We start from the raw sequence: 21818 nt of genomic DNA, 5'->3' as shown, positions 1-21818 counted from the left end.
GATGCGTCCTCTAACGCTACTGCGGCGCCGATTTCAACTCCTCCACCAGCAAGCGCGTTTCATCAGCCCGCGGTTTTGAAAACGGCGCCAGTATCCGAAATGTAATCGGCGTCAGGAAGAGCGTGAAGATCGTCGCAAACCCCAAGCCGCCGATAATCACCCAGCCCAAAGCCAAACGCGACTCCGCACCGGCACCCGTCGCGAATATCAGGGGGAGCGCACCCAAGACGGTCGACGCCATCGTCATCATCACGGGACGCAACCGGGTCGTCGCCGCATCACGGATCGCAGTATCGACGTCCGCGCCTTCATCCCGGCGCTGGTTTGCGAATTCAACAATCAGAATACCATTCTTCGCCATCACACCCACGAGGAGAACGAGCCCAATCTGGCTATAAACATTGAGCGTCCCACCCGTGAGCTGGATAGCGAAGACCGCAGCCGCCAAGCCAAATGGAACGGTCAGGAGGATGACGAGCGCGCTGACAATGCTCTCAAACTGAGCCGCCAGAACTAGGAAGACAATGATAAGCGCTATTGAGAAAACCAGTGCCGTGTTTTCGCTAGTTTCCGATAGTGTCCGTGCTTCACCGAGCAGGATAATTGACATGTTCGGATCCATAAGCGGGGCAGCCACCGTTCGCATCGTTGTCACCGCGTCACCGAGCACGACATCCTGATTCAACGACGCGGTGATCGGCACGGACCGTTGTCGATCCTCACGGCTTAAGCTTGGAGCAATAGCCACCTCCTCCATTGTTACAAGGGAGGACAAGGTGATGAAGCTACCATCCGATGCTTTGACGAAAAGATTTTCAAGGTCCGAAGGATCATTGATCGGGCGCCCACCCGCCTTGACCTGCACTTCAACGATCTCATCGTCAATGAAGAGATCCGCCGCCTTGCCATAGTCCACCATCGTGTTGATCAGGCTTGTGATGGTGTCGATCGACACGCCGAGCGTCGTCGCCGCCTCGCGGTTGATGCGAACGGAAAGCTGCGGTTGCGTGGTGTCGTAATCAGTCCGCGCGTTACGAAAGCCGGGCGTCTCAGAAAGTTTGTTTGCAATCTTAAGAGCGACGTCGGCAAGCCGGTCATAGTTCGGCCCTGCAACCGCAAACCTCAGGCCTTGCCCGCCACCACGAATACCAAGACTGTTTGGTGACAACAGTGAAACCGTTATACCCGGTATGGATGCGAAGCGGCGTTGAAGCTCAGCTTGTATCTCCTGCTGGCTACGTGATCTCTCCGACCAAGGCGCGAGCGGGGCAATCACAAAAGCCCGATTCACCCCACCGCGACCGATCATCGCCAACACATCGGTCACTTCTCCACGATCCTTGAGTTCGTGAAGAACGGCCTCGACGCGCTCTGTCTTCTGCGCTGAATACTGGAGATTGCTGCCTTGCTGCGTCCCAAGACGGATAAGCACAACGCCACGATCCTCCGTCGGCGTGATCTCCTTAGGCAAGTTCTCGTACGCAAGCCAGCCCAGCGCAGCAAAGCCGAGGCAAAGTGCAATGAAGAGATAACGCAACTTCAAACATAGATTGAGAATTGCACCGTAAGCGGCGGCCCCCAGCGCTCCCACGCCTCCCAACAGGCCTTTGCGTGTTTCTCCATCAGAGATCGAGACCCCGGTTCCAAGCTTCGATGCCAACATCGGGCAAAGGATCAACGCCACCGCAGACGAAATCGTCACCGCGAAGGCCAGCACAAATCCGAACTCGGAGAACAGGTTGCCCACGATGCCCGGCATGAACGAAATGGGCACAAACACAGCCGCGAGCGTCGCCGTGGTGGAAAGCACGGCGAAGACGATCTCCTTCGTTCCAAGAACCGCGGCCGCGCGAGGACCTGCGCCCATCGCTCGCCGTCTGGCTATGTTTTCAAGAACCACAATAGCGTCGTCGACAACGAGGCCCGTCGCGACTACGAGCGCCAAAAGCGTCAGTAGGTTTATCGAAAACCCTGCCATCCATATCGCGGCTAACGTTCCGATAAGCGATACAGGGATCGCCAACGCTGGCGCCACCGTCGCACGCACCGACTGCAGAAAGGCAAAAATGATCAAGATCACAATTGCCGTCGCCAACAAAAGGCTGATGAAAACTTCCGAGATGGACTCACGTATGAACGTCGCGTCATCAGACGTGATCGCGATGGTCACGCCTTCGGGCAATGATTTGCGAAGCTCTTCGACCGCGGCGCGCACACCATCGGAGATTCGGATCGTGTTCGCTTGCGCCTGACGGATGATCTCCATTCCGATGGCGGTTTCCCCATTGAGACGGGTCACGGCGGTCGCCTCTTGAAACGCCCACCGGACAAAGGCAACGTCGCCAACCTTCGTGTGTGAATTGATCTCTAAGGCGCTCACATCTGTTGGAGACATAACGGGCGCTTCCGCACGAACGAGAAGCTGCTGCGTCTCGTTTTCAAGAGCACCTGATGGCGTGACCACAGAAGCTTTGTTGATCGCGGCGATGAGATCCTGAAGGCTTAAGCCACGTCCCGCCAGAGCGACGAGCGACGCCCTCACCTCGATGGTCTTGGCACGTAAGCCGTAGGAGTTGGCAGCCGCGACGCCCTCAACGGCAGCGAGACGATCCTCGATGATGTTTTCGACGTAGTCCGTAAGCTCACTTTCGGAAAGCGTCGTCGAAGAAACGGCTATCCGAATGATCGGCGAAGCATCCGAGTCAGCTTTAATCACGCGGGGTTCTTCATCCATATCGTCGGGCAGTTGATTGGTGATCCCGGCAACGGCATCACGCACGTCCATCGCCGCAGTTTCCATGTTCGTCTCACTGGAGAACTCGATGGAAACGCGGCTCGAGCCGTACGAGGACGTTGACGATATGCCGGTAATCCCCTGCACCCGAGACACAGCACTTTCGATGATCGCCGTGATTTGAGCATCCATACTTTCCGGTGTTGCCCCGGGATAACTCGCGCGCACCGTAACGACGGGACGGTCAACGTCAGGAAGCTCGCGAATTTCGATAGATTGCAGAGCCGCGACACCGGCAATGATGATCAACAGATTGACCACCAAGGCGAGAATCGGCCGGCGAATAAAGACGCCAACCCATCCCCCATCATCCGGTTTCGAGCTTGATTGCGAGCCTTCGGGCGCAGCGGTCATCGTCTGAATTCCAAAGTTGTTCCGAGGGAAACGTTCACGACACCAGGAAGGCGCTCGTTAGGAGTTTTGCGGATTGACGGTTTGTCCCGCGCGCAGAAAGCCACCGCCTTCATGCACAACTTTATCGCCGGCCTCGAGATCGGCCTCGACAAGCACACGGTCGCCGTTACGGGCAAGGATTACGGCATCGACGCGTTCGACGGTGTTCTCCTCAGTCAAGCGCCAGACGAATGCACCCGCGCGATCCCATTGAATCGCGAGACCAGGAAGCTCTGGAGCTTCTTCGCCAGGGAGGCGAATGCTGACAGAAAAGGTTGAACCCGGGATGAGGGAAAGATCTGTATTCGGGATTTCGGCGCGGACCCGCAATGTCCGTGAAACTGGGTCGATGCGCGTACCCACAGCCTGTACTTTGCCATTGGAAACATCACCTGTTCGCGCGATCGGGTTGGCCCGAACCGGCAGCCCAATCTTGACCGAGGACGCGACCGCTTCCGGCACCGTGAATTCGATGATCAAGGTAGATCGATCGTCGATCGTGGCGATCGCATCACCAACAGCAACGTAATCACCAGGTTGCAAATTCGTCAGTCCCATGACACCTGCAAAAGGAGCCCGGATGGTCATCTGATCGAGCTGGTAACGCGCCGCGCGTAGCGCAGCATCGGCGACTTTGAGCGCGGTTTCAGCCTCCGACTTCGCCACGCGGGTAATGGAACCGGAACTGAGCTGATTGTATCTTTCGACGGTATCAAATGCCTGGGCGCGCTGAGCCTCAGCGGTTTCAACGGCAATAGCCTCCGGCTCCGATAAGAGCTTTAATAGAGGCTCGTCCTCTGAGACCTTGGACCCACCTTCAAAAAGTACATCCGACACCACACCAGCCACTCGAGCCGTAAGCGTCACTTCCTGACGTGCGCGGCTTGACCCGACTGCGGCAACACGGTCATTGCGTGGCCGCATAGACACGTCGACAAACGTGATTGCCGGAGGTTCATCCCCGCCGCGACGGCGTTGCGCTTCGGCAGGCGGAGCGAAAAACGAGGCCGCCAACAAGAAGACGGCGGCCGTATAAATCACGTTCTGCCCGTAACCACGAGTAGAACCAGGAAAAATCCCAATCATCCGGTGACCCTCAAGGTGTGCCCTATTGCGCGGTACTAGTCGCCGAGACACGACCAACCGTCAATTCAAACAGCACAACGAGAAAGCCCGGCAAAATCCGTTGCACGCATCATCACGATGAATTGTGCAACGGATACGGAGCGTGTAAATCCACGCTTAGGACAACAGAAAATACGGAAGGGACCCCGGGGCCTCGATTTACTCACCCCAGCGACATGCGGGCGATCTGAGCAGGCACCGTCAGCGTGGTGCGAGGGTGTTCCCGCCTGTTAAAAGAAAATGTCGTCGAGGCTCGTTTCCAGCTCCAACGGTGCGGTGACGGCCTGACTATCCGGAGCCGCACCCAACAATAGATCATGCAAGCGACGCTCACTGTCCATCGTATAACGGGCGCGCAACTTACCCATGAAGGCCTGATCGAACCCGGAAGCTGCCGTCTTCTGAACATTTGTCGGAGCAATCACCTGGAATTCGCGCAGAACCGCCGGCCAGGTGTCCGCAAACTCACGACGTCCGGAAACGCTTCGAATTGTTTCATCCAAAAGAGAAATCGTCCGAGGCCCGGCGGACGACATCGTCTCTACGCATGCCCGCATGCGGCCAACGGCCGTTTCAAACAAGGCGATAGCGTCCCGTGCGCCTTGGCCGAGAGCCGAGGCGTTATCAGCCGCCGCTGCCGAACGTCGTTCAACGAGTCGCTGCGCGAGCATATCAACCTCAGCCAACTCGGTCATAATCGACTCCGCCGCTTCCACCGTCGCTTCCGCCAGAGAACGCAGGTTCTGTGCCACAACCATCAATGCATCACCCTGATCCCCCAACTGACTGCACTGAATAACAGTGTTGAGGCTGAGCATACGGATGCGCAGCTCGATATCGCGGATAGTCTCGACGTGTTCAGCCATTGCCGCCACCATCGCACCAACCGATTTCGCAACTTCTCCGGTAATTTTCTGTAAGCCAGCATGCGTCTTCTCAAAATCGTCGAACAAAACGCAGATTTCGCGAAGGTCGTCGATCAACGCCGCCAAGGCCGTACCACTCTTTGAAAACAGCTGCTCTGCTTCTTCGCTGTTCTCCCTCAAAACCGCGGCCGTATCTTCTGCAAGCTGGCCGAGTATCTGTGCGAGTCCCGCGACTTGTTCATCAAAGTCCGAAATAGCTTCATCCAGTTGCTCAGCTTGAATACCGAGAACTACGGAAATGGTATTGGAACCAAGTGTCGGATCGATAGCCGACTTCTCCGTGTCGTTGGAATAGTCGTCAAGCATACCCAGCGCTTCTTCAATATGCTCCACGCGTTGGCGCGTAATATCCCCGATCTGAAGAGCTGCGACAGCCTCTCCTACTCGTGCCGTGAGACGGCTGAGAGAGGCGGCATGATCTCCGGCCTTATCCGCGGCTCTCGAACGGTGCTGTGTAAGGATAGAAAGATGTTCGCTCAATTTGCCCGAGACATGATTGAGCGTCGCTTCGTGCCGAACAGCAAAAGCAGCATTCGCCGAACGAGCGACTGCAAGACCAGCTCCTAGTCCCTCGAATGAACGGGAAAATGCGGAAACGGCACCTTCGACGCTGCGGCCTAATTCGGCCATATCCGTTGTGGAAGCGTCAAACGTCCCATGTGCGCCCTTGATCCCCGCAGCGACGACACGCGCGTTGACCGCAATAAAGCGGATGGCACGCACCGCCTCCCGCAAATCGGTGAGAGGCTTTTTCACGCGTCCGGCAGTGCTCGTCAGCTGAACAATATCGTCCTGCTCGGCAGAGTGCGCCACCACCAACTCTGCCAACTGCTCGCGAATTGCCTCCAGCATCTCGATGGCGGACTCAAACTCTGCGCTCTGCAGTTCCGCAGGCATATTCTCATGGGCGTCAGCGATTTGGCGCAGCTGACTTGTGCAGCCAATCAGCCTCCCACCCATCTCGGTAAAGGTCTGCTCAATCGTATCGCGCGGCTCCGCAAGCTGTTTCCTCTTCCCAGCAAATGAGACCGCTCGCGGGTCGAACGACGAGGCTGACACAGCTAGATTCTCAGACTTACTCACGATGCACACGCCTCCGGGCTACGCCGGACGTCCTCTGTAATCTGACGGGCTATACGATCTAGGGGTAAAATCTTTTCGGCCGCGCCCAACGCGATCGCTTCTTTCGGCATTCCGAATACGACGCAGGTCGCCTCATCCTGCGCGACTGTGCGCGCACCGGCAGAGCGCATTTCCAGAAGTCCATGCGCACCATCATCACCCATCCCCGTGAGCAAAATGCCCATCGCGTTCGCCCCCGCGGCCTGGGCCGCAGACCGGAACAGGACGTCTACAGATGGCCGATGCCGTGACACGTGCGGACCATCTTTGATGACGACCCGGTATTGCTTCCCAAGCCGCTCCAGCAACATATGATGATTGCCAGGTGCGATAAGAGCGCGACCGGGAATGACGGGATCCCCCGTTTCGGCTTCTTTGACCGCAATCCGGCAAAGTCCATCAAGCCGCTCGGCGAAAGATGCCGTAAACCGCTCCGGCATGTGCTGAACGATGACGATGCCAGGACAATCCAGAGGCAGAGCCGTCAGAACCGCCCGCAAAGCTTCCGTCCCGCCGGTAGAAGCCCCGATAGCAATGATCCTATCGGTGATCAAACCGGGCCGTTTGCGCAGGGTAACGTGGGGAATGATCGCATCCGCTGTAAGCTTCTTCTCGATCTTGACCGGCTGAACAACACGCCGCCGGACACCAATCCGGGCATGAGCGGCGGCGCGGGCCACGTCACAGATACGCATCCGTGAATCAGAAAGCGCCTGCGCCGTATCAACGCGCGGCTTTGTAATGACATCGACGGCACCGGCTTCGAGTGCCTGCATGAACGCCGTCGAACCCTCAGCCGTCAGCGTTGAGCAGATCACGACCGGAATAGGTCGCTGAGCCATAATTCGGCGCAGGAATGTGAGGCCATCCATGCGCGGCATTTCAATGTCCAGGAACATGACATCGGGAATCTCATCGCGCATGCGCTCGGCCGCCTTATAGGGATCCGACGCCGTTGCCATAACTTCGAGATCCGGTGCGCTCGATATGATGTCGGAAAGAGCACGCCGCACGGTGGCGGAGTCATCGACAATAAGAACCCGAATTTTCTCCGATGACGCCGACTTGGCCAATCTGTCGAGCATCAACCCCTCCCCCGCTCACGCATCATATTGGAATACGCCTGGCGCCCACTGACGCAGGGACATATTAGTGCCAATCATTGATTCGGAATGACCGAGAATAATGAAGCCGCCTGGACGTAAATGCCCCATGAGCCGGCGCACCACAGCTTCCTGTGTCGCCTTTTCAAAATAGATGAGCACATTGCGCAGGAAGATGACGTCCACATCCCGATCGATGGAATAGCGGTCATCCATAAGGTTGAGTTTACGGAACTGTACCCGGCGGCGTAGCTCCGGAACCATTCGAACGTCCCTCGTGTGGGAAGGAGAGCGCCCACGCATAAGATAGCGCTCCTGAAATTCCGGCGGCACCGGCACCACCATCTCGGCGGGATAGACAGCTAGATCAGCCGCAGCCAAAATGCGCGTAGAGATATCCGTCCCAAGAACGGCAAAATCAAACGCCTTCGTTTGCTCGGCCAAGTTCGCCATCACCATCGCAATGGTATACGCTTCAGCGCCGTTCGAACTGGCGGCACTCCAGAACTTGAGCCTCGGCCTTCCACCCCTCGGACGCCGCGCAAGAAGTGATGGTAAGAGTTTATTTTCCAGAACTTTAAAATGCTCAGGCTCACGGAAGAAATCCGTCTTGTTTGTTGTCACGGCATCAATGACGTGGACAAGTTCCGTGGCGAGCCCGTTCTGGTCAAAGAGAAATCGGCAATAGGCCGTAAGGCTTGGGTGACCCAATGTACGCATGCGCTTACGCAAGCGCCCCTCAACCATAAGCCGCTTGGCATTCGGCAACTTGATGCCCACCTTGCCGCTGATAAGCGACGCGATGCGACGAAAATTCGCCTCGCTCAAGCGGTCATAGCCCAGCGCTTCCTCCGCTGGGTCTTCAAGAAGCAAAGCCTGTGACACGACAACCCCCGAAAGTCTGGAACTCGCTAAGAGCTCCATCAGAGACACATATGGAGAATGAGAAAGGGAAGGATCGCGGAGCACATCGATGCACTCCGCGAAGTATTTCTAGGCCGCCCGTCCATCAGCCTGATTAGACGGAGCGATGACGGAGATTTCGCTAGCCTCAAAGAGCCGGTTTAAATCGAGAACTGTAACAAACGCACGGTGCCGCCGGCCGATTCCCGCGATGAACTCAGACCGCCATTTGACCCCAATCTCCGGCGGCGGTTCGAGGTCGGGCTCATCGAGCACCGTAACCTCAAATACGCGGTCAGTTTTGAGACCAAACGTAAGCTCACGCCCTGAGACCGTGACATTGAGCACGATGATACGCGTGTTCTCAGTGTCCTCGCTCGCGTCGAAGCCCAGCTTCCGGCAGAGATCAACCACCGGTACGCCCTGCCCTCTCACATCGATCATTCCGAGAAGATAGTCGGGTGCATGCGGCAGACGGGATACGAGTTGTACTTCCAAAATCTCTTGCACCCGCTCGACTGGCACCGCGAGCAATTCGCTCGCGATGCCAAGGGTGACATATTGGGCCATGTCAGCCATGAGTGTCCCCCTTTACGCCGCACCCTGGCGTTTGAACTCAGCGTCGAGTTCGTCGGAACCCTCACCCATGTCGAACGAGAAGCCACCATTTGCTTTCGCCGGACGTTTGGCTGCAATCTGTGGAGCTGCAGCTTTAACCGCATCCTGCAGAGCCGCGACTCCCGACTTAGCGGAAGGTGTCATACGACGTGCGCCCTGCGTCTTGCTGGCTGTGCGAACTTTCGCGGACACAACCGAGGTTTCATCCAGCTTGAAGTAGCTGATTGAATTCTGCAGCTGCTCTGCCTGAGTAGCGAGTTCCTCCGCGGTCGAAGACATTTCCTCAGCGGCCGAGGTATTCTGCTGGGTGACCTTATCAAGCTGCTGTATGGCAGCGTTGATCTGACTTGCCCCAGCATTCTGCTCGTTGGACGCCGCAGAGATTTCGGAAACAAGTTCCGCCGTTCTCTTGATGTCCGGCACCAGCTTGGAGAGCATTTCGCCAGCCGACTGCGCCGATTTCACAGTGTCACCAGATAGTCCGGAGATTTCCTGAGCCGCCGCCTGGCTGCGCTCCGCAAGCTTACGCACTTCCGACGCCACCACGGCAAAACCACGACCATGCTCACCAGCGCGAGCGGCCTCTACCGCAGCGTTGAGCGCCAAGAGATCGGTCTGACGAGCAATCTCTTGGACGATCATAATCTTCTCTGCGATCGCCTCCATGGCCTTGACGGCGTCACCGACAGCCAACCCTGAAGCCTCTGCATCAACCGCAGCCTTACGGGCAATGGTTTCGGTCTGGCCGGCGTTATCAGCGTTCTGCTTGATATTGGCAGCCATCTGCTCAACCGATGACGACGCTTCTTCGGTGGAGGATGATTGCTCGACAGCACCCTGGCTGAGCTGCTCGGCAGCCGCAGACATCTCCTGACTACCAGAGGCAACGTTACGCGTGGCCGAGGTCACTTCACCAATAATCTCGCGAAGCTTGAGAGTCATGTCATTGACGGAAGCCAAAAGGCTCGTCGTGTCGCCTTTGCGCGTGGCAATCTCAACACCCAGATTTCCAGACGCAACTTCGCGCACCATTTCCTGAGCATACGCCGGCTCACCACCGAGCTGACGCATAACATCACGAACGATCCATACTGCCATACCTGTTCCGATCAGAGCGGCCGCGGCAAGAAAGGCAAGCAACATCATCCGGCTGGACTCATAGGTTGCATCAGACGCGACCTTCGCTTCATCCAACTGGCTGGCATTCAGCTCAAGGATGGATTGGAATGTGGCGACAGCTTTGCTGCGGGCCTCCGCAGCGGAGCCGTTCGCGAGTTCAAATGCTTTCTGATTACCGTTTTCCACGGCAACATCACGGACCTGATGCAGAACTTTGACCCATTCGGCATAGCGTGCATTGAAAGAATCCAAGATGACACGATCGCCGTCACTGAGACGCGAGTGGACCGCCTCGAGCCTTGTCTGAAGCCCTGCCAGGGCTTCATCCATAGCCTTTGAATAGCGCTCCACAGTGCTACGGTTGTCCAGCGAAAGAATGATATTCTTTGAGATGCGCTGAAGATTCATCATCTCGGGAATGACTCTTTCGATATCTCGGAAGACAGCGAGCGAAGCCTGTCCAGCCTCAACCTCACCCCTCATTCGATCTGCTAGACGCAACAATTCTGCATTCGCGGCATCAAAGCCCTGCCGTTCCTCGTTCTGAGACAGACGGCGTGCCCTGAGGCTCGACTGAAGCCGCGCGAAATCCTGAATCTTTTCATTGAGAGAAATGTAATTCTCCCAAGCTGAAAGGAAAGCGTCAGCACGACGTTTTCCTTCATCGCTGGAGGAAGCCCGCAGATTAGCCAATTCTTCTTGGATCTTCTTGTCTTCATCCGCCATCTGCTTCGCGAACTGATCCATCTCCTCGACCGAGGTTGCAAGGATCATATTCTTTTCATCGCGTGTCACGCGCAGTGTACGAGCATTGATCCGGTTCGCCATGCGGATACGCTCAACCTGACCGTCCAATACGGCGTCGAAGTTCTCATTGAGCTGCGCCATGCTGGTAATTCCGAGGAACATCCCCCCGGCAGACAAGAGGACGACAGCAGCAAATGCCATCCCCAGTTTGAATTTCAATGTAAGTCTCATTGGTCTACCCTTCCCTCCGATGCCAAGGCGTCTCCGCCCCCGTCCACTCCAAAGATTCGCCCCAGATCGGGGATGATGATAAAATTCTCCGCGTGCTTACCGATCCCGCGCACATATTCAGACCGCCAGCGCATGCCGACCTTCGGCGCCTCTTCGATGTTCGCCAACTCGATGTCGGTGACGTCATGAACCCGGTCAGCGAGAATCGCCGCGATTGTCGGTTCGCCATCCAGTTCAATTTCGATCACGACAATGCGGGTGTCGCGTCCTGGCGGAGGACGATCCATGCCGAACATCACCCTAAGATCGGCCAGCGGAACGACCCGCCCCCGCACATTGATGAGCCCGCCCACGAAAGGACGTGCGTTGGGAACTTCGGTAATTGGAACGACATCGAGAATCTCACGCACGCTTTCCGCTTCTATGGCGAAGACTTCATCCTGAAGTCCCAGGGTCAGCGCCCGCATCATTGGGCCAGTCGCCGCTAAGTCGGTTTCGGTCTTTATAGCTGCGTTGCTCATGCCGCCCTCCCGCTGTGCATGTTCCTCAGGCGCTCCTCGAAATTTTGCCCAAAGCGAACGAGGTGCACGACATCGAGAATGAGCGCGACCGTGCCATCCCCAAGGATGGTCGCCCCGGAAAAGGTCTCGACATCTGAGTGCAGTTTCGAGAGTGACTTGATGACAGTCTGGTTGTTGCCAAGGATCTGATCGACGACGAGTCCGACCCGATGCTCACCGGCCGAAACAATGACCACCTTCTGGTGGAGATCAGCCGGCGCCTGCGTCTTGAAAAGCTCCCGCAAACGCAGGAACGGGATCAGGGAACCTCGGATATTCAGGAAGTTGCGGCCTTTGCCACCTGAGGATACGGCGTTCGGCAGCTCTACACATTCTTCAACCGCCGAAAGCGGGATGGTGTATCGACTGTTCCCAACCCGCACCAACATGCCGTCGATGATTGCCAGCGTAAGGGGCAACCGCAGGGTGACAGTCGTTCCTTCGCCACGCGTCGAGACAACGTCAATGCTGCCACGCAGCGCATCGATTGTACGCTTGACCACATCCATGCCGACGCCGCGACCCGAGACGGAAGTAACTTCCTTCGCCGTCGAAAACCCTGGATGGAAAATGAGTTGGAAGAGATCATGATCGGCGACCTTCGCATCAGGTGCGACCAACCCAACCTCTTCCGCCTTGGCCCGAATGCGTTCGACATCAAGCCCTGCGCCATCGTCGGTGATTGAGATTGCAACCTCGGCCCCCTTATGGACCGCGGCAAGCTTGACACGGCCTCGAATAGGCTTCCCAGCCGCCGCACGACGCACGGGATTCTCTAGACCATGATCAACGGAGTTCCGGATCACGTGAACCAGCGGATCGGCCAGCCGTTCAATGACGGTCTTGTCGAGTTCGGTCTCTTCGCCGGATGTGAGGAATTCGATATCCTTGCCAAGCTCGCTAGATAGGTCGTGAACCAAGCGACGGAAACGACCAAACAGCGTACCGATAGGCACCATGCGAATACCCATGGTGGTATCGCGCAACCCCGAAGCAAGCCGCTCAATCTCCTCGGCAACCGCCTTGAGGCTGCCGTCATCGCTCACCGACGCGATTTGCAAGAGACGCGCCTGTGCAATGACCAATTCACCCACGCGGTCCATAAGCTCATCGAGGCGTTCCGCTGGAACACGCAAAGATGAGCTCGCCTGCTCGGATGAACCTGGCTTGCGTCCGCCTTGCTTGATCTTCGATGCTCCAGATGGCGCGTCGGCAGACAAAGCCGGGGCGACGGCATCACCGTTCACGCCTACAGGAGGAGCCTCTATCAACTCGATATTGAGGTCCATGCCCTCGCGAAGGAAGATGAAAACGTCTTCAATTGCGTCCTGCCCGCGCGTCGTGTTGAGCACCACGTCCCAGTGCAGATAACAAACTTCGACGTCAATCTCCTCAAGCAAGGGAACGTCATCACTCAACGCCGTAACGATGCAGTCGCCCAGCTCTCTCAACTCGGCAAGCAACAACGCGGGATTTGTCCCGAGCATGAGCGCATCGTCCGGCAACCGGAATCTGATCCGCCAGCTTTGCATACCCTCGGCTAAAGGCGTCGGTTCGGCTACAGCAGCGACATCCTTTGGTGCGGCGTTCTTCCAACACCTGGCTCTGCAATAAGCTTAGTGACATGGTCCTTTGCAGCGAGCGCAATGCTAATGAGCTTCGGGCCAATATCGGCCTTGCCCTTGCGCACCTGATCAAAGGCCGTCTCAAAGTCATGCACGAAGTCTGCAACTTCATCGAAGCCGAACATGGCCCCAGAGCCTTTGAGCGTGTGCAACGCCCGAAATGCGGTGTCAACGAGATCGCGATCCTCCGGATTTTGGTCGAGATCAAGAAGTGACTGCTCAAGGCTTTCCAGAAGTTCACGCGCCTCCTGGCGAAAAGTTTCGTTTGGATCTGTTGCTGTCATGACCCTGCAATCTTTTTGACTACGGCCAACAACTGGTCCTGTTTGAAGGGCTTTACGATCCACCCGGTTGCGCCAGCCGCTTTAGCTTGACTCTTGAGCTCTTCGTCGGATTCCGTCGTCAGAAAAACGATCGGAACGCCGGCGCTGGAAGGATGCGCACGATACTTGCGAATAAACTCAATACCCGTCATGACCGGCATATTGAGATCGGTAATAATCGCATTGACCTTATTGGAGGTCGCCTTGGCGAAACCCTCTGCGCCATCGGCGGCTTCAATGACGGTGTAACCCGCACCAGTCAAAGTCATAGCCACCATCTGCCTTACAGAAGCGGAATCGTCGATTGTAAGTATCGTCTTACTCATAGCGTCTGCCCCTCCAGGCCTTTGCCACCAAACCAAAAGGCCGCATCCAGATTGCAGCCCCCGCCCTGCGTTCCACTCAGCCCGATTTCAGCAAGCGTTCCGCGAAAATTTTCAGAACTATTCGATGAAATCGTCAGCGCTTTGCCTCTAGCGCTCGCGCTTTTGCGAGCGGCAATCAGAAGTTGGACAATACTGACATCGACACTTGTCAATTCGCTGAGGTCGACTTCCACTGTGTCAAACTTCTCAAGCGCCTGAACGAGTTTCGCACAAGTGTCTTTGGCGTCCTGTAAGCCAAGACCACCAGCAAGCGCGATTTTGGCGCGCCGTTTCCGAGCCATATCCTGCCCCCCATTTATCACCGGCCACAAATTCTGAACCGATATCCGGACGCCCCCACGCCCGCTAATACACAAAGCTTCAAACCAAAAACTTTGTGCGCAACGCCCCACATCGAAAGCTGTCTAAAATTACATCGATGGTGACGTCATTACTCAGTAGTAATGCCGAAAAAATATTAAATCATTTATTACTCGGCGACCGATTTTGAAAAAAATGTTGCCGCACCTAAATCAAACAAAGGATCGAAAATCGCACTAAAAAAATGCACAGATTCATCTGCAACAAAAATTCAACAAGTCGAGTTTGAGAGTTCCAACGAGCAAAATGCGGAAGTCTTCAATTAAAAAATCAACCCACAGAAATGGAAAATAATTTCGCCGTGTGTTTGACGAAACCATAGGTTCGATTGATCGCATCAATTGATGGAGAGGATGCACAAACGTCGATTAAAGAGGAAGTCGGCGCTGGATCGTCGAAACGGAAAACTCTCACACGCAAGAAGAATAATAAAGCGCGGCTATCAACACCGACGGATGTGGCTTCTCAGAACTTTAGCGCGTACACTTCAACACCCGCACGCCCTGTTAGGGCGCGTCACGGGCTGCACATTAAAATCAAGATGCCCAAGCCTATTAATTCGCATAGGCGAGATGACGGTCTTAGGGTCGGCCCAAAAGGCAAACACATAAACGGCCGCGCAGCTTTCGCCGCACGACCGTCATGCATCCCCGAACACTCAAAGGAAAACCTAGGCCGCGGCATCCTCGGCAATCATGTCGCTTGCCTTTTCACCGATCATGATCGCAGGAGCGTTGGTATTGCCGGACACGATCCGCGGCATGATCGAGCAATCTGCGATCCTGAGACCGCGTACGCCACGCACCCGCAGCCGCGGATCAACAACCGCACGATCATCAGGCCCCATGCGGCAGGTTCCCGTGGGGTGATAAATCGTCGTTGCAGTATTGCGCGCCCATTCAAGGATGTCCTCGTCGCTCGCCACATCCGGCCCCGGACGGAACCGCGATGCAATCTTTCCGGCGAGCGGTTGCTCCTCTGCAATCCGCATCGCAATACGGATGCCGTCGACAATCGTCCGCTGATCCGTACCTGTGGCAAGGTAGTTCGGATAGATCTTCGGATATTGCAGCGGATCTGGACCGCCGATCCGAATCTCGCCCTTGCTCTCGGGGCGCAGTTGGCAAACCGATGCCGTAAATGCTGAAAACGGATGCACGCCTTCGCCGGGACTATCTGCAGACCACGGCTGAATGTGAAACTGGATATCAGGCGTTGCAACAGCGTCGTTTGTCCGCATGAACCCGGTCGCAAGGCTTGCCGCCATCGTCATCGGACCAGCCCGGAACATGATGTACTTGAGCCCAATCCGCGCCTGGTTGAACAGACTACGCACCTCATCATTCAAGGTCGGTTCGTTGCACTTGTAAACCAATCGTGCCTGCAAGTGATCTTGCAGATTCTTGCCCACTTCAGGCTGATCGACCACTGGTGAGATGCCATGCTCCGCAAGTTCCTTTCCTGGCCCGATTCCGGAGTACATAAGAATCTGCGGAGAACCGATCGCACCTGCGCTAAGGATCACCTCTCGCTTGGCGCGCACCAAGCATTCAGAACCATGATGAGAAAGCACGACCCCAGCTGCACGTCCCTCTTCGATCAGAAGGCGCTTTGTCTGCGCGTGCGTAAAGATCTGCAGGTTCTTACGGTGCTTGATCGGATGCAGATAGCCGACAGCCGTACTGCAGCGACGTCCCTTCCGAGCTGTTAGCTGAAAATAGCCAACACCCTCTTGCGAAGCTCCGTTGTAGTCAGGATTGAACGGATATCCCGCGCTCTGCGCAGCAGCCACCCATGCATCACAGATAGGACGGCTCAACCGCATATTCGAGACAGCAAGCGGACCACCGACACCGTGGAAATCGTCCTCACCACGTTCTTGATCCTCTGCGCGCTTGAAGTAGGGCAACACGTCATCCCAACCCCAACCGACGTTCCCCATCTGACGCCAGCCGTCGTAGTCTTCTTTCTGGCCACGCACATAGAGCAAGCCATTCAGTGAGCTTGAACCGCCGAGCACTTTTCCGCGCGGCCACTCCAGCCGACGGCCGTTCAGTCCCTTGTCCGGCTCGGTCTGGTAGCACCAATCGACACTCGGGTTATGCATTGTCTTGAAATAGCCGACCGGCACGTGGATCCAGGGGTTCCAATCGCGACCGCCCGCTTCGAGGATCGCAACGCTTACCGATGGATTGCTGCTGAGCCGATTGGCGATAACGCAGCCCGCCGACCCAGCGCCGACGATCACATAATCGAATTCACCCCAAGACTTAGGCATGCTCTCTCCCTGCCCCGGCTCTCGCCGGGGTTCGGACCATATTCAATTGATACTTCGTCAGTGCCGTCTCGCTGCGCCCGCCCTTACATGAATTGCGTAAGCCACAGCGAGAGCACAGGAAATGCCGCTACGAGCGCCCAGACAAGAACCAGGGCGACGAAGTAGGGCACCACGAACCGGACAAGTTGCAGGTACGGCAGAGACGTCACGCTAGACGCAACATAGAGATTGAGTCCGTACGGTGGCGTGATGAAACCGATAGACGCGCCGACGAGGAAGATCACCGCGAAATGCACGGGATCCACGCCGACGTGCGCCGCAAGCGGCGCGAGCACTGGTGCCAGAATGACGGTAACCGGAAGGCTCTCTAGGATCGTACCGGTAATCAACACGATGGCCATGCAGACTGCCAGCGTCACTGCGTAACCACCACCGAAACTCATGACGAAATCACGGATCGCCTGCTCTGCGCCCATAAGCGAGAACATCTGCTGCATCACGATTGAAATCGCGATTAAGGGAGCGAGCAGACCGGTAATCTGGCCTGAACTCATCAGGATCGAAGGCACCTGACGTAGCTTGATTTCCCGCGTTACGAACGTACCGGCCACGAAGCAGTATCCCACCGTCATCGCAGCAGCTTCCGTTGGCGAGAAAATGCCGGAGTAAATTCCGAACAGAACGATGAAGATCGCCAAGAAGCCAAGATAGGCTTTAGCGCCCGCTATGAGCGTTTTCTTCAGCGAAAAGGCAAATGTCATTCCCCATCCGTTTCGCCACGCCATGTAGAGCGCAACCAGCTGCATCGCGATGACCATCAGGATGCCCGGCAACAGGCCCGCGATAAACAACGTGCCGATGGGCAGGTTCATAATGAACCCGTAAACGATGAAGATAACACTTGGTGGAATGATGATGCCGACCACGCCTCCTGCCGCGATCGTCGCGGCTGCAAAACGCTTGTCGTAGTTCTCATCAACCAGCTGCGGATACATGATCTTGCCGATCGTCGCGGTCGTCGCAGCGTTGGAGCCGGAGATAGCAGCAAAGAGGCCGCAAGCGCCAAGCGTAGAAATAGCCATACCGCCTGACAGCCAGCTTAGTGCTGCGCGCGAAAAATCCGTTAGCCGACGGGCGATACCCGCAGCACTGATCATGTCACCCGTCAGGATAAACAGCGGCAAAGCCAACAAGCCGAAGAAGTTGATGCCTTCGAACAGTGTCGTCGGGATATTTGAAAGTGTGAAACCAATGGCATTGCTTGCCATCACGATCCACAGCCCAAGCACCAGAAAGACCGGAACGCCGATCAGGAACAGTACAGTTCCCCCGATCGAGGCAAGGATTACAAGTGTTGTCGTATCCATCGTTTCCCCGCCCTTAGTTGCTGCCAATGGAGGCGGTAAACGTGAACGGCTCACTACGCCAAAAACGTCCGATATCCTCGATGATATTTTGGAGTGATCTCAGAACGAGCATCCCCCAACCCACCGGAATGGCGAGATAGAACCACCACTGCATCACATCGTCGGTGCCCGGAACGATCGCGTAGTTGTCGCGAAGCAGCTGAACAAGATCGATCGAATAGTAGATCACCATCGTGCCAAAGCCGATCCAGAGAATGTGATCGAGCAACGTGCATAGAAATTGAAGCACGTAAGGCATTGAAGCCCGCAGCTCGGTAAAAGCGAGATGGCTGCGCCGCCGAACGTTATAAGCCGCCCCGATCCACGTGATCCAAACGAACAGATAAACGGGAATCGTTGTCGACCATGGCGCCTGCTGATTGAAGGCAAAGCGCTGAATTACTTCGACGAAAATGATCGAAGTCATGGTGCCGTAGGCGAGAATGATGAGATATCGCTCAAGATTGGCGTCAAGCCACTTGAACGGCTTCACAATCACGGACATGGCGTCTTATTCCGCTGGGTTAGGTAGGATAAAGTCGGCACAGCACAACAGTGGCTACCAATGTGCTGTGCCATTGCGACTTTGAGGGCTTATGCCTTCCACCAGCGCTGCGGAGGCACGTTCACCGGGCTCGTATCCTCTGGGATTTCGCGAGCGATGTCGTAGATCGTCTTGTAGACGTCCTGTCCGCCGGACCAGCCGTTCAACCGTTCACGCCATTGCTCCCAAGGCTCCGGCTTGAACTCAGGCGAGCACATCTGCTCGGCCCTCTTCAGCTCTTCCTTCGAAAGCACGGCGACCTTGACGCCGTACTCATTGAACAACGTTCCCGGACGCGGCGGGTTCGTTGCACCCACGATGTCGACCAGGGCCGCTTCGTGACAGCCTTGGACGTGCACCTGCGCGGTGTAAGACGATTCCATGATGGCATCCTGCAGATGCGGCTCGAGCTTGTTGAAGACGGGAGCGCTCATGGCCGTGTGTTCCGTCCCGCAGAAGAAGCGGAGATCAACCGCCTGCCCGAGAACTGGCGTCATGTTGGCATAGGCCGCAGCACCCATCCAAGTTTCCGCGCCGTCGATCAGCCCCTGGCGCAAACCATCGAGCGTTTCTTCCCAAGCGATCGGAACGGGATTGAGGTTCAAAAGCTGCATCGCGATACGGCCAAGCTGTGTGCCGGTAACGCGGTTCTTCGTGCCAGCGAGATCTTCAATCTTGGTAACGACAGGCTTATCAGCCCACTTCTTGCCGAGCATCAGGCCACGAAGTTCGCAGTGCGTAAAAAGGAACTTGATCTTGTGGCGAGCTTCTAGCGGCTCACGAAAGACCTTGTTGCTCTTCGGGCTGTAAAAGAAGTGATACTGCGAAGCCCGTGTAGGGAACATGTAGGCAAAGTCGAGAACGTTGTAGTACGGCGCGTTGCCTGCGGAGTTCTGAGTCGACGCCGAAAAGATCTGTACAATGTCCTGCTGCGTCTTCTGCACGCAATCGAGCTGACCGCAGATCTGGTTGGAACCCAGGAACTCGACACGAATTTCACCGTCGGTGCGATCCTCGAGATCCTTTGCAAAAAATAACTGCCCCGATTTTTGAATATTCAGGTTGTTCTCGTTAAAGCCCGACGCACCGAATTTCAGCGTGTGCTTCGCCGGTTTCCGCTTCTTAGCAGTTTCTTCCGCTGCCCGCGCCAAGCTGCTGGCAGTGACGACACCCGACATCCCTGCCAGAGCAAAGAGCGTTGAGGTCCATCCGTATTGGAACGCTATGCGGCCGAGGTCCCGTCGGCTCAATCCCTTTGCCTTAAGCTCCATGTGCGTTCTCCCAAAATACCGTTTTTTATGTTCCGGCAGGTGGACTCAGCCACAGCCGTAGACATCATCTTCACCAGAACCAATTATCGTCATTTGAGACGATACATATCATTTGAGCTGCTTTATAGTGTCGACGCAATACAAATTCCGTGCTGCATCGCAGCATCCCACATTCAAATTCGCGGAAAATGGAACGGCCTACGACTAAGGGCGCAGGAATTAAACGGACTAGGAAACAAGTGATGTAGACATCCAGACCTTGATGTAGGCAGAGAAAAGCAAATCAATGGACGTGCGCTCCTAGGCGCGAGCATCAAAAAAACTTTGAAAGAAAATCAGCGGAAATGCCCCTAGCAAAAGCAAAACTTGGACCCTCGCGCACACGGCCAAAGGCTGAGGAACGGGAAACGAGCTCGGTAATGCTGCGCGCCATGAGCGTCATATCGGCTGTCGCAGAAAACGAAGGAACTCTCTCGGTCGCAGAGATCGCAGCCAAGATCGGCTTACCCAAGCCAACTGTACACCGCATGTGCCAGCAGCTCGAAGCAGCGGGCTATTTGCTGAGAGATATCGACAGCCGGCACTACGGTGTGGGCCATCGCCTTTGGCACCTCGGCCTTGAAGTCGTAAACGCCGGCATGAAACCGGAACGCCGCGCCATCCTTCAGAAGCTCGTCAACGAGATCGGCGAAACCTGCAATCTCTCCATGCGCATCCACGATCAATCCATCTACATTGACCGTGTCGAATCACGCTGGCCGCTTCGCATGCATCTAGAGCCAGGTTCGATGGTGCCGCTCCATTGCACAGCCAGCGGCAAACTTTTCCTCTCCGATATGAACCGGGCCCGACGGCAGAAATTGCTCTCGGTTACACAGCTGCCCACGCACACACCGCGCACCATAACGGACCTGGACGCGATGGAGCGAGAGATCGAATTGATCCGCAAACGCGGCTACAGCATCGACGACGAGGAGTTTCTTGAAGGGCTCGTCGCGCTGGCTGTCCCGGTGCGCAACAAGCAGGGACGCGTTGTCGCCGGCATAGCGTGTCACGGCCCGACAGCGCGGCTGACGCTCGACCAAATCCTCTCATTCCTCCCGTCGTTGAGAAACGCCGCTGCAGATTTGGAAGACACGCTGCCCACCGACGACGCGGACAAGGATGACGTCTAGCTGACGGGTCAGCTACACCTGTCACATCGACAGATATATCCCATAGAGTCCCGCGAGCAGCAGAATACCCAGCGCCACGCGCCGATAGGTGAGTTCGTTGGAAGACCGGAACATGCGACTGCCGAGCCAGGTGGCAAGCAAAAAGCCGGGCATCAACGCCACGGCCGTGAAGAGAACATCTCGCGTAATCAACCCGCGCAAACTCATCAGGGCTATAAGAGCCACAAGCGTAAGCGCAAAGTATCCAGTGAAGTTCGCACGATTGACCCGAGCTGGCGCGTCACTCGACAGAAGATAGACCATGACCGGAGGATTTCCGAGGCTCGTCACCGCCATCAAAAATCCAGAGAGCCCCCCCACGGCAACACTCAGCATCGTGGGACGGCGCCCTTCATAGCGCCAACCACTCATTAAGAGCAGCGCCGACAACGAGACCAGAAGCGCAACGCCAAACTGGATACTAGCTCGGTCGAGACTAACGAGAAACCATCCTCCCAACGGCATGAGCGCCGCGGCTGCTAATCCCATCGGCGAGATCATACGCCACTGAATGTCGTTGCGTACCGAGGGCAACAACTGAGCTGTCGCAACAATCTCGATGAGGATGATGATGCCAACTGTTTGGACCGGTCCAAACAGATGGACAAAGAACGGCGCCATAAACATGCCGGAACCGACGCCAGCAAACCCACGCAATAAACCTGCCGCCACAGCAATCCCAACGGCAGCGATCAACTCTTGTGTCATCTTCCCCTCGCAGCAAGGCAGCGGACATTGCACCTCCCGCGCCGCAGCAGCAAGCGGATAAA

Annotated in this window: 18 protein-coding genes; 1 reads left to right on the top strand and 17 read right to left on the bottom strand. The window is 56.2% G+C overall.

All coding sequences use genetic code 11. From position 1 onward, the window contains the following. Positions 1–16: 16 nt before the first annotated feature. The 16 genes from BLS30_RS15360 to BLS30_RS15290 all read right to left on the bottom strand — a co-directional run bounded on the left by BLS30_RS15360 (position 17) and on the right by BLS30_RS15290 (position 19834). Positions 17–3148, bottom strand: coding sequence for an efflux RND transporter permease subunit (locus tag BLS30_RS15360; protein WP_090230062.1), 3132 nt, complete (start codon positions 3146–3148; stop codon positions 17–19). Positions 3149–3205: 57 nt separating this feature from the next. After that, positions 3206–4273 (bottom strand): efflux RND transporter periplasmic adaptor subunit, encoded by a 1068-nt coding sequence (locus BLS30_RS15355; RefSeq protein ID WP_090230059.1) that lies wholly within the window; start codon positions 4271–4273, stop codon positions 3206–3208. A gap of 269 nt (positions 4274–4542) precedes the next feature. Continuing rightward, entirely contained in the window at positions 4543–6321 is a 1779-nt protein-coding gene (locus BLS30_RS15350) for a methyl-accepting chemotaxis protein (protein ID WP_139165373.1), read from the bottom strand. Next, on the bottom strand, positions 6318–7445 hold the full coding sequence (locus tag BLS30_RS15345) for a protein-glutamate methylesterase/protein-glutamine glutaminase (RefSeq protein WP_090230054.1): 1128 nt from the start codon (positions 7443–7445) through the stop codon (positions 6318–6320). The genes BLS30_RS15350 and BLS30_RS15345 overlap by 4 nt, the downstream gene beginning before the upstream one ends. Before the next feature lie 15 nt (positions 7446–7460). Next, positions 7461–8348: a CheR family methyltransferase gene (locus tag BLS30_RS15340; RefSeq protein ID WP_244464913.1), complete on the bottom strand. Its 888-nt coding sequence runs from the start codon at positions 8346–8348 to the stop codon at positions 7461–7463. A gap of 108 nt (positions 8349–8456) precedes the next feature. Then, positions 8457–8945 (bottom strand): chemotaxis protein CheW, encoded by a 489-nt coding sequence (locus BLS30_RS15335; protein ID WP_046478417.1) that lies wholly within the window; start codon positions 8943–8945, stop codon positions 8457–8459. Positions 8946–8957: 12 nt separating this feature from the next. Next, complete coding sequence (locus tag BLS30_RS15330) at positions 8958–11081, bottom strand: HAMP domain-containing methyl-accepting chemotaxis protein (RefSeq protein WP_090230051.1); 2124 nt, start codon at positions 11079–11081, stop codon at positions 8958–8960. Further along, the gene (locus BLS30_RS15325; protein WP_244464912.1) at positions 11078–11602 is read right to left on the bottom strand and encodes a chemotaxis protein CheW; all 525 of its coding nucleotides are present in this window, start codon (positions 11600–11602) and stop codon (positions 11078–11080) included. The genes BLS30_RS15330 and BLS30_RS15325 overlap by 4 nt, the downstream gene beginning before the upstream one ends. After that, on the bottom strand, positions 11599–13128 hold the full coding sequence (locus BLS30_RS15320) for a chemotaxis protein CheA (RefSeq protein WP_425284170.1): 1530 nt from the start codon (positions 13126–13128) through the stop codon (positions 11599–11601). The genes BLS30_RS15325 and BLS30_RS15320 overlap by 4 nt, the downstream gene beginning before the upstream one ends. Positions 13129–13199: 71 nt before the next feature. Further along, positions 13200–13550 (bottom strand): Hpt domain-containing protein, encoded by a 351-nt coding sequence (locus tag BLS30_RS18540; RefSeq protein WP_425284169.1) that lies wholly within the window; start codon positions 13548–13550, stop codon positions 13200–13202. Then, positions 13547–13915 (bottom strand): response regulator, encoded by a 369-nt coding sequence (locus tag BLS30_RS15315; protein WP_046478414.1) that lies wholly within the window; start codon positions 13913–13915, stop codon positions 13547–13549. Before BLS30_RS15315 ends, BLS30_RS18540 begins: the two co-directional genes overlap by 4 nt. Beyond that, positions 13912–14256, bottom strand: a complete 345-nt coding sequence (locus BLS30_RS15310; protein ID WP_046478413.1) for an STAS domain-containing protein — start codon at positions 14254–14256, stop codon at positions 13912–13914. Before BLS30_RS15310 ends, BLS30_RS15315 begins: the two co-directional genes overlap by 4 nt. Before the next feature lie 749 nt (positions 14257–15005). Beyond that, entirely contained in the window at positions 15006–16613 is a 1608-nt protein-coding gene (locus tag BLS30_RS15305; RefSeq protein ID WP_090230049.1) for a GMC family oxidoreductase, read from the bottom strand. Between the two features lie 83 nt (positions 16614–16696). After that, a complete protein-coding gene (locus tag BLS30_RS15300; RefSeq protein ID WP_046478411.1) occupies positions 16697–17980 on the bottom strand; it encodes a TRAP transporter large permease in 1284 nt (427 codons plus the stop codon). Between the two features lie 13 nt (positions 17981–17993). Further along, a complete protein-coding gene (locus tag BLS30_RS15295; protein ID WP_090230046.1) occupies positions 17994–18524 on the bottom strand; it encodes a TRAP transporter small permease in 531 nt (176 codons plus the stop codon). Between the two features lie 89 nt (positions 18525–18613). After that, positions 18614–19834 (bottom strand): TRAP transporter substrate-binding protein, encoded by a 1221-nt coding sequence (locus tag BLS30_RS15290; protein WP_090230043.1) that lies wholly within the window; start codon positions 19832–19834, stop codon positions 18614–18616. Positions 19835–20253: 419 nt separating this feature from the next. Here BLS30_RS15290 and BLS30_RS15285 point away from each other — a divergent pair, with 419 nt between their 5' ends. Continuing rightward, complete coding sequence (locus BLS30_RS15285) at positions 20254–21009, top strand: IclR family transcriptional regulator (protein WP_160298722.1); 756 nt, start codon at positions 20254–20256, stop codon at positions 21007–21009. 21 nt (positions 21010–21030) lie between these two features. Here the strand turns inward: BLS30_RS15285 and BLS30_RS15280 are convergent, their stop codons facing one another. Beyond that, on the bottom strand, positions 21031–21756 hold the full coding sequence (locus BLS30_RS15280) for a sulfite exporter TauE/SafE family protein (RefSeq protein WP_090230040.1): 726 nt from the start codon (positions 21754–21756) through the stop codon (positions 21031–21033). Positions 21757–21818: the final 62 nt, after the last annotated feature.

This window comes from Filomicrobium insigne (assembly GCF_900104305.1).
Lineage (GTDB): Bacteria > Pseudomonadota > Alphaproteobacteria > Rhizobiales > Hyphomicrobiaceae > Filomicrobium > Filomicrobium insigne.
This window is presented reverse-complemented; position numbering and strand designations above follow the sequence as displayed.

Excerpts from the sequence above, each read along its gene's own strand:
- BLS30_RS15360 (WP_090230062.1), bottom strand. The coding sequence starts at position 3,148 with ATGACCGCTGCGCCCGAAGGCTCGCAATCAAGCTCGAAACCGGATGAT.
- BLS30_RS15355 (WP_090230059.1), bottom strand. The coding sequence starts at position 4,273 with ATGATTGGGATTTTTCCTGGTTCTACTCGTGGTTACGGGCAGAACGTG.
- BLS30_RS15345 (WP_090230054.1), bottom strand. The coding sequence starts at position 7,445 with ATGCTCGACAGATTGGCCAAGTCGGCGTCATCGGAGAAAATTCGGGTT.
- BLS30_RS15335 (WP_046478417.1), bottom strand. The coding sequence starts at position 8,945 with ATGGCTGACATGGCCCAATATGTCACCCTTGGCATCGCGAGCGAATTG.
- BLS30_RS15330 (WP_090230051.1), bottom strand. The coding sequence starts at position 11,081 with ATGAGACTTACATTGAAATTCAAACTGGGGATGGCATTTGCTGCTGTC.
- BLS30_RS15325 (WP_244464912.1), bottom strand. The coding sequence starts at position 11,602 with ATGAGCAACGCAGCTATAAAGACCGAAACCGACTTAGCGGCGACTGGC.
- BLS30_RS15320 (WP_425284170.1), bottom strand. The coding sequence starts at position 13,128 with ATGCTCGGGACAAATCCCGCGTTGTTGCTTGCCGAGTTGAGAGAGCTG.
- BLS30_RS18540 (WP_425284169.1), bottom strand. The coding sequence starts at position 13,550 with ATGACAGCAACAGATCCAAACGAAACTTTTCGCCAGGAGGCGCGTGAA.
- BLS30_RS15315 (WP_046478414.1), bottom strand. The coding sequence starts at position 13,915 with ATGAGTAAGACGATACTTACAATCGACGATTCCGCTTCTGTAAGGCAG.
- BLS30_RS15310 (WP_046478413.1), bottom strand. The coding sequence starts at position 14,256 with ATGGCTCGGAAACGGCGCGCCAAAATCGCGCTTGCTGGTGGTCTTGGC.
- BLS30_RS15305 (WP_090230049.1), bottom strand. The coding sequence starts at position 16,613 with ATGCCTAAGTCTTGGGGTGAATTCGATTATGTGATCGTCGGCGCTGGG.
- BLS30_RS15300 (WP_046478411.1), bottom strand. The coding sequence starts at position 17,980 with ATGGATACGACAACACTTGTAATCCTTGCCTCGATCGGGGGAACTGTA.
- BLS30_RS15295 (WP_090230046.1), bottom strand. The coding sequence starts at position 18,524 with ATGTCCGTGATTGTGAAGCCGTTCAAGTGGCTTGACGCCAATCTTGAG.
- BLS30_RS15290 (WP_090230043.1), bottom strand. The coding sequence starts at position 19,834 with ATGGAGCTTAAGGCAAAGGGATTGAGCCGACGGGACCTCGGCCGCATA.
- BLS30_RS15285 (WP_160298722.1), top strand. The coding sequence starts at position 20,254 with ATGCTGCGCGCCATGAGCGTCATATCGGCTGTCGCAGAAAACGAAGGA.
- BLS30_RS15280 (WP_090230040.1), bottom strand. The coding sequence starts at position 21,756 with ATGACACAAGAGTTGATCGCTGCCGTTGGGATTGCTGTGGCGGCAGGT.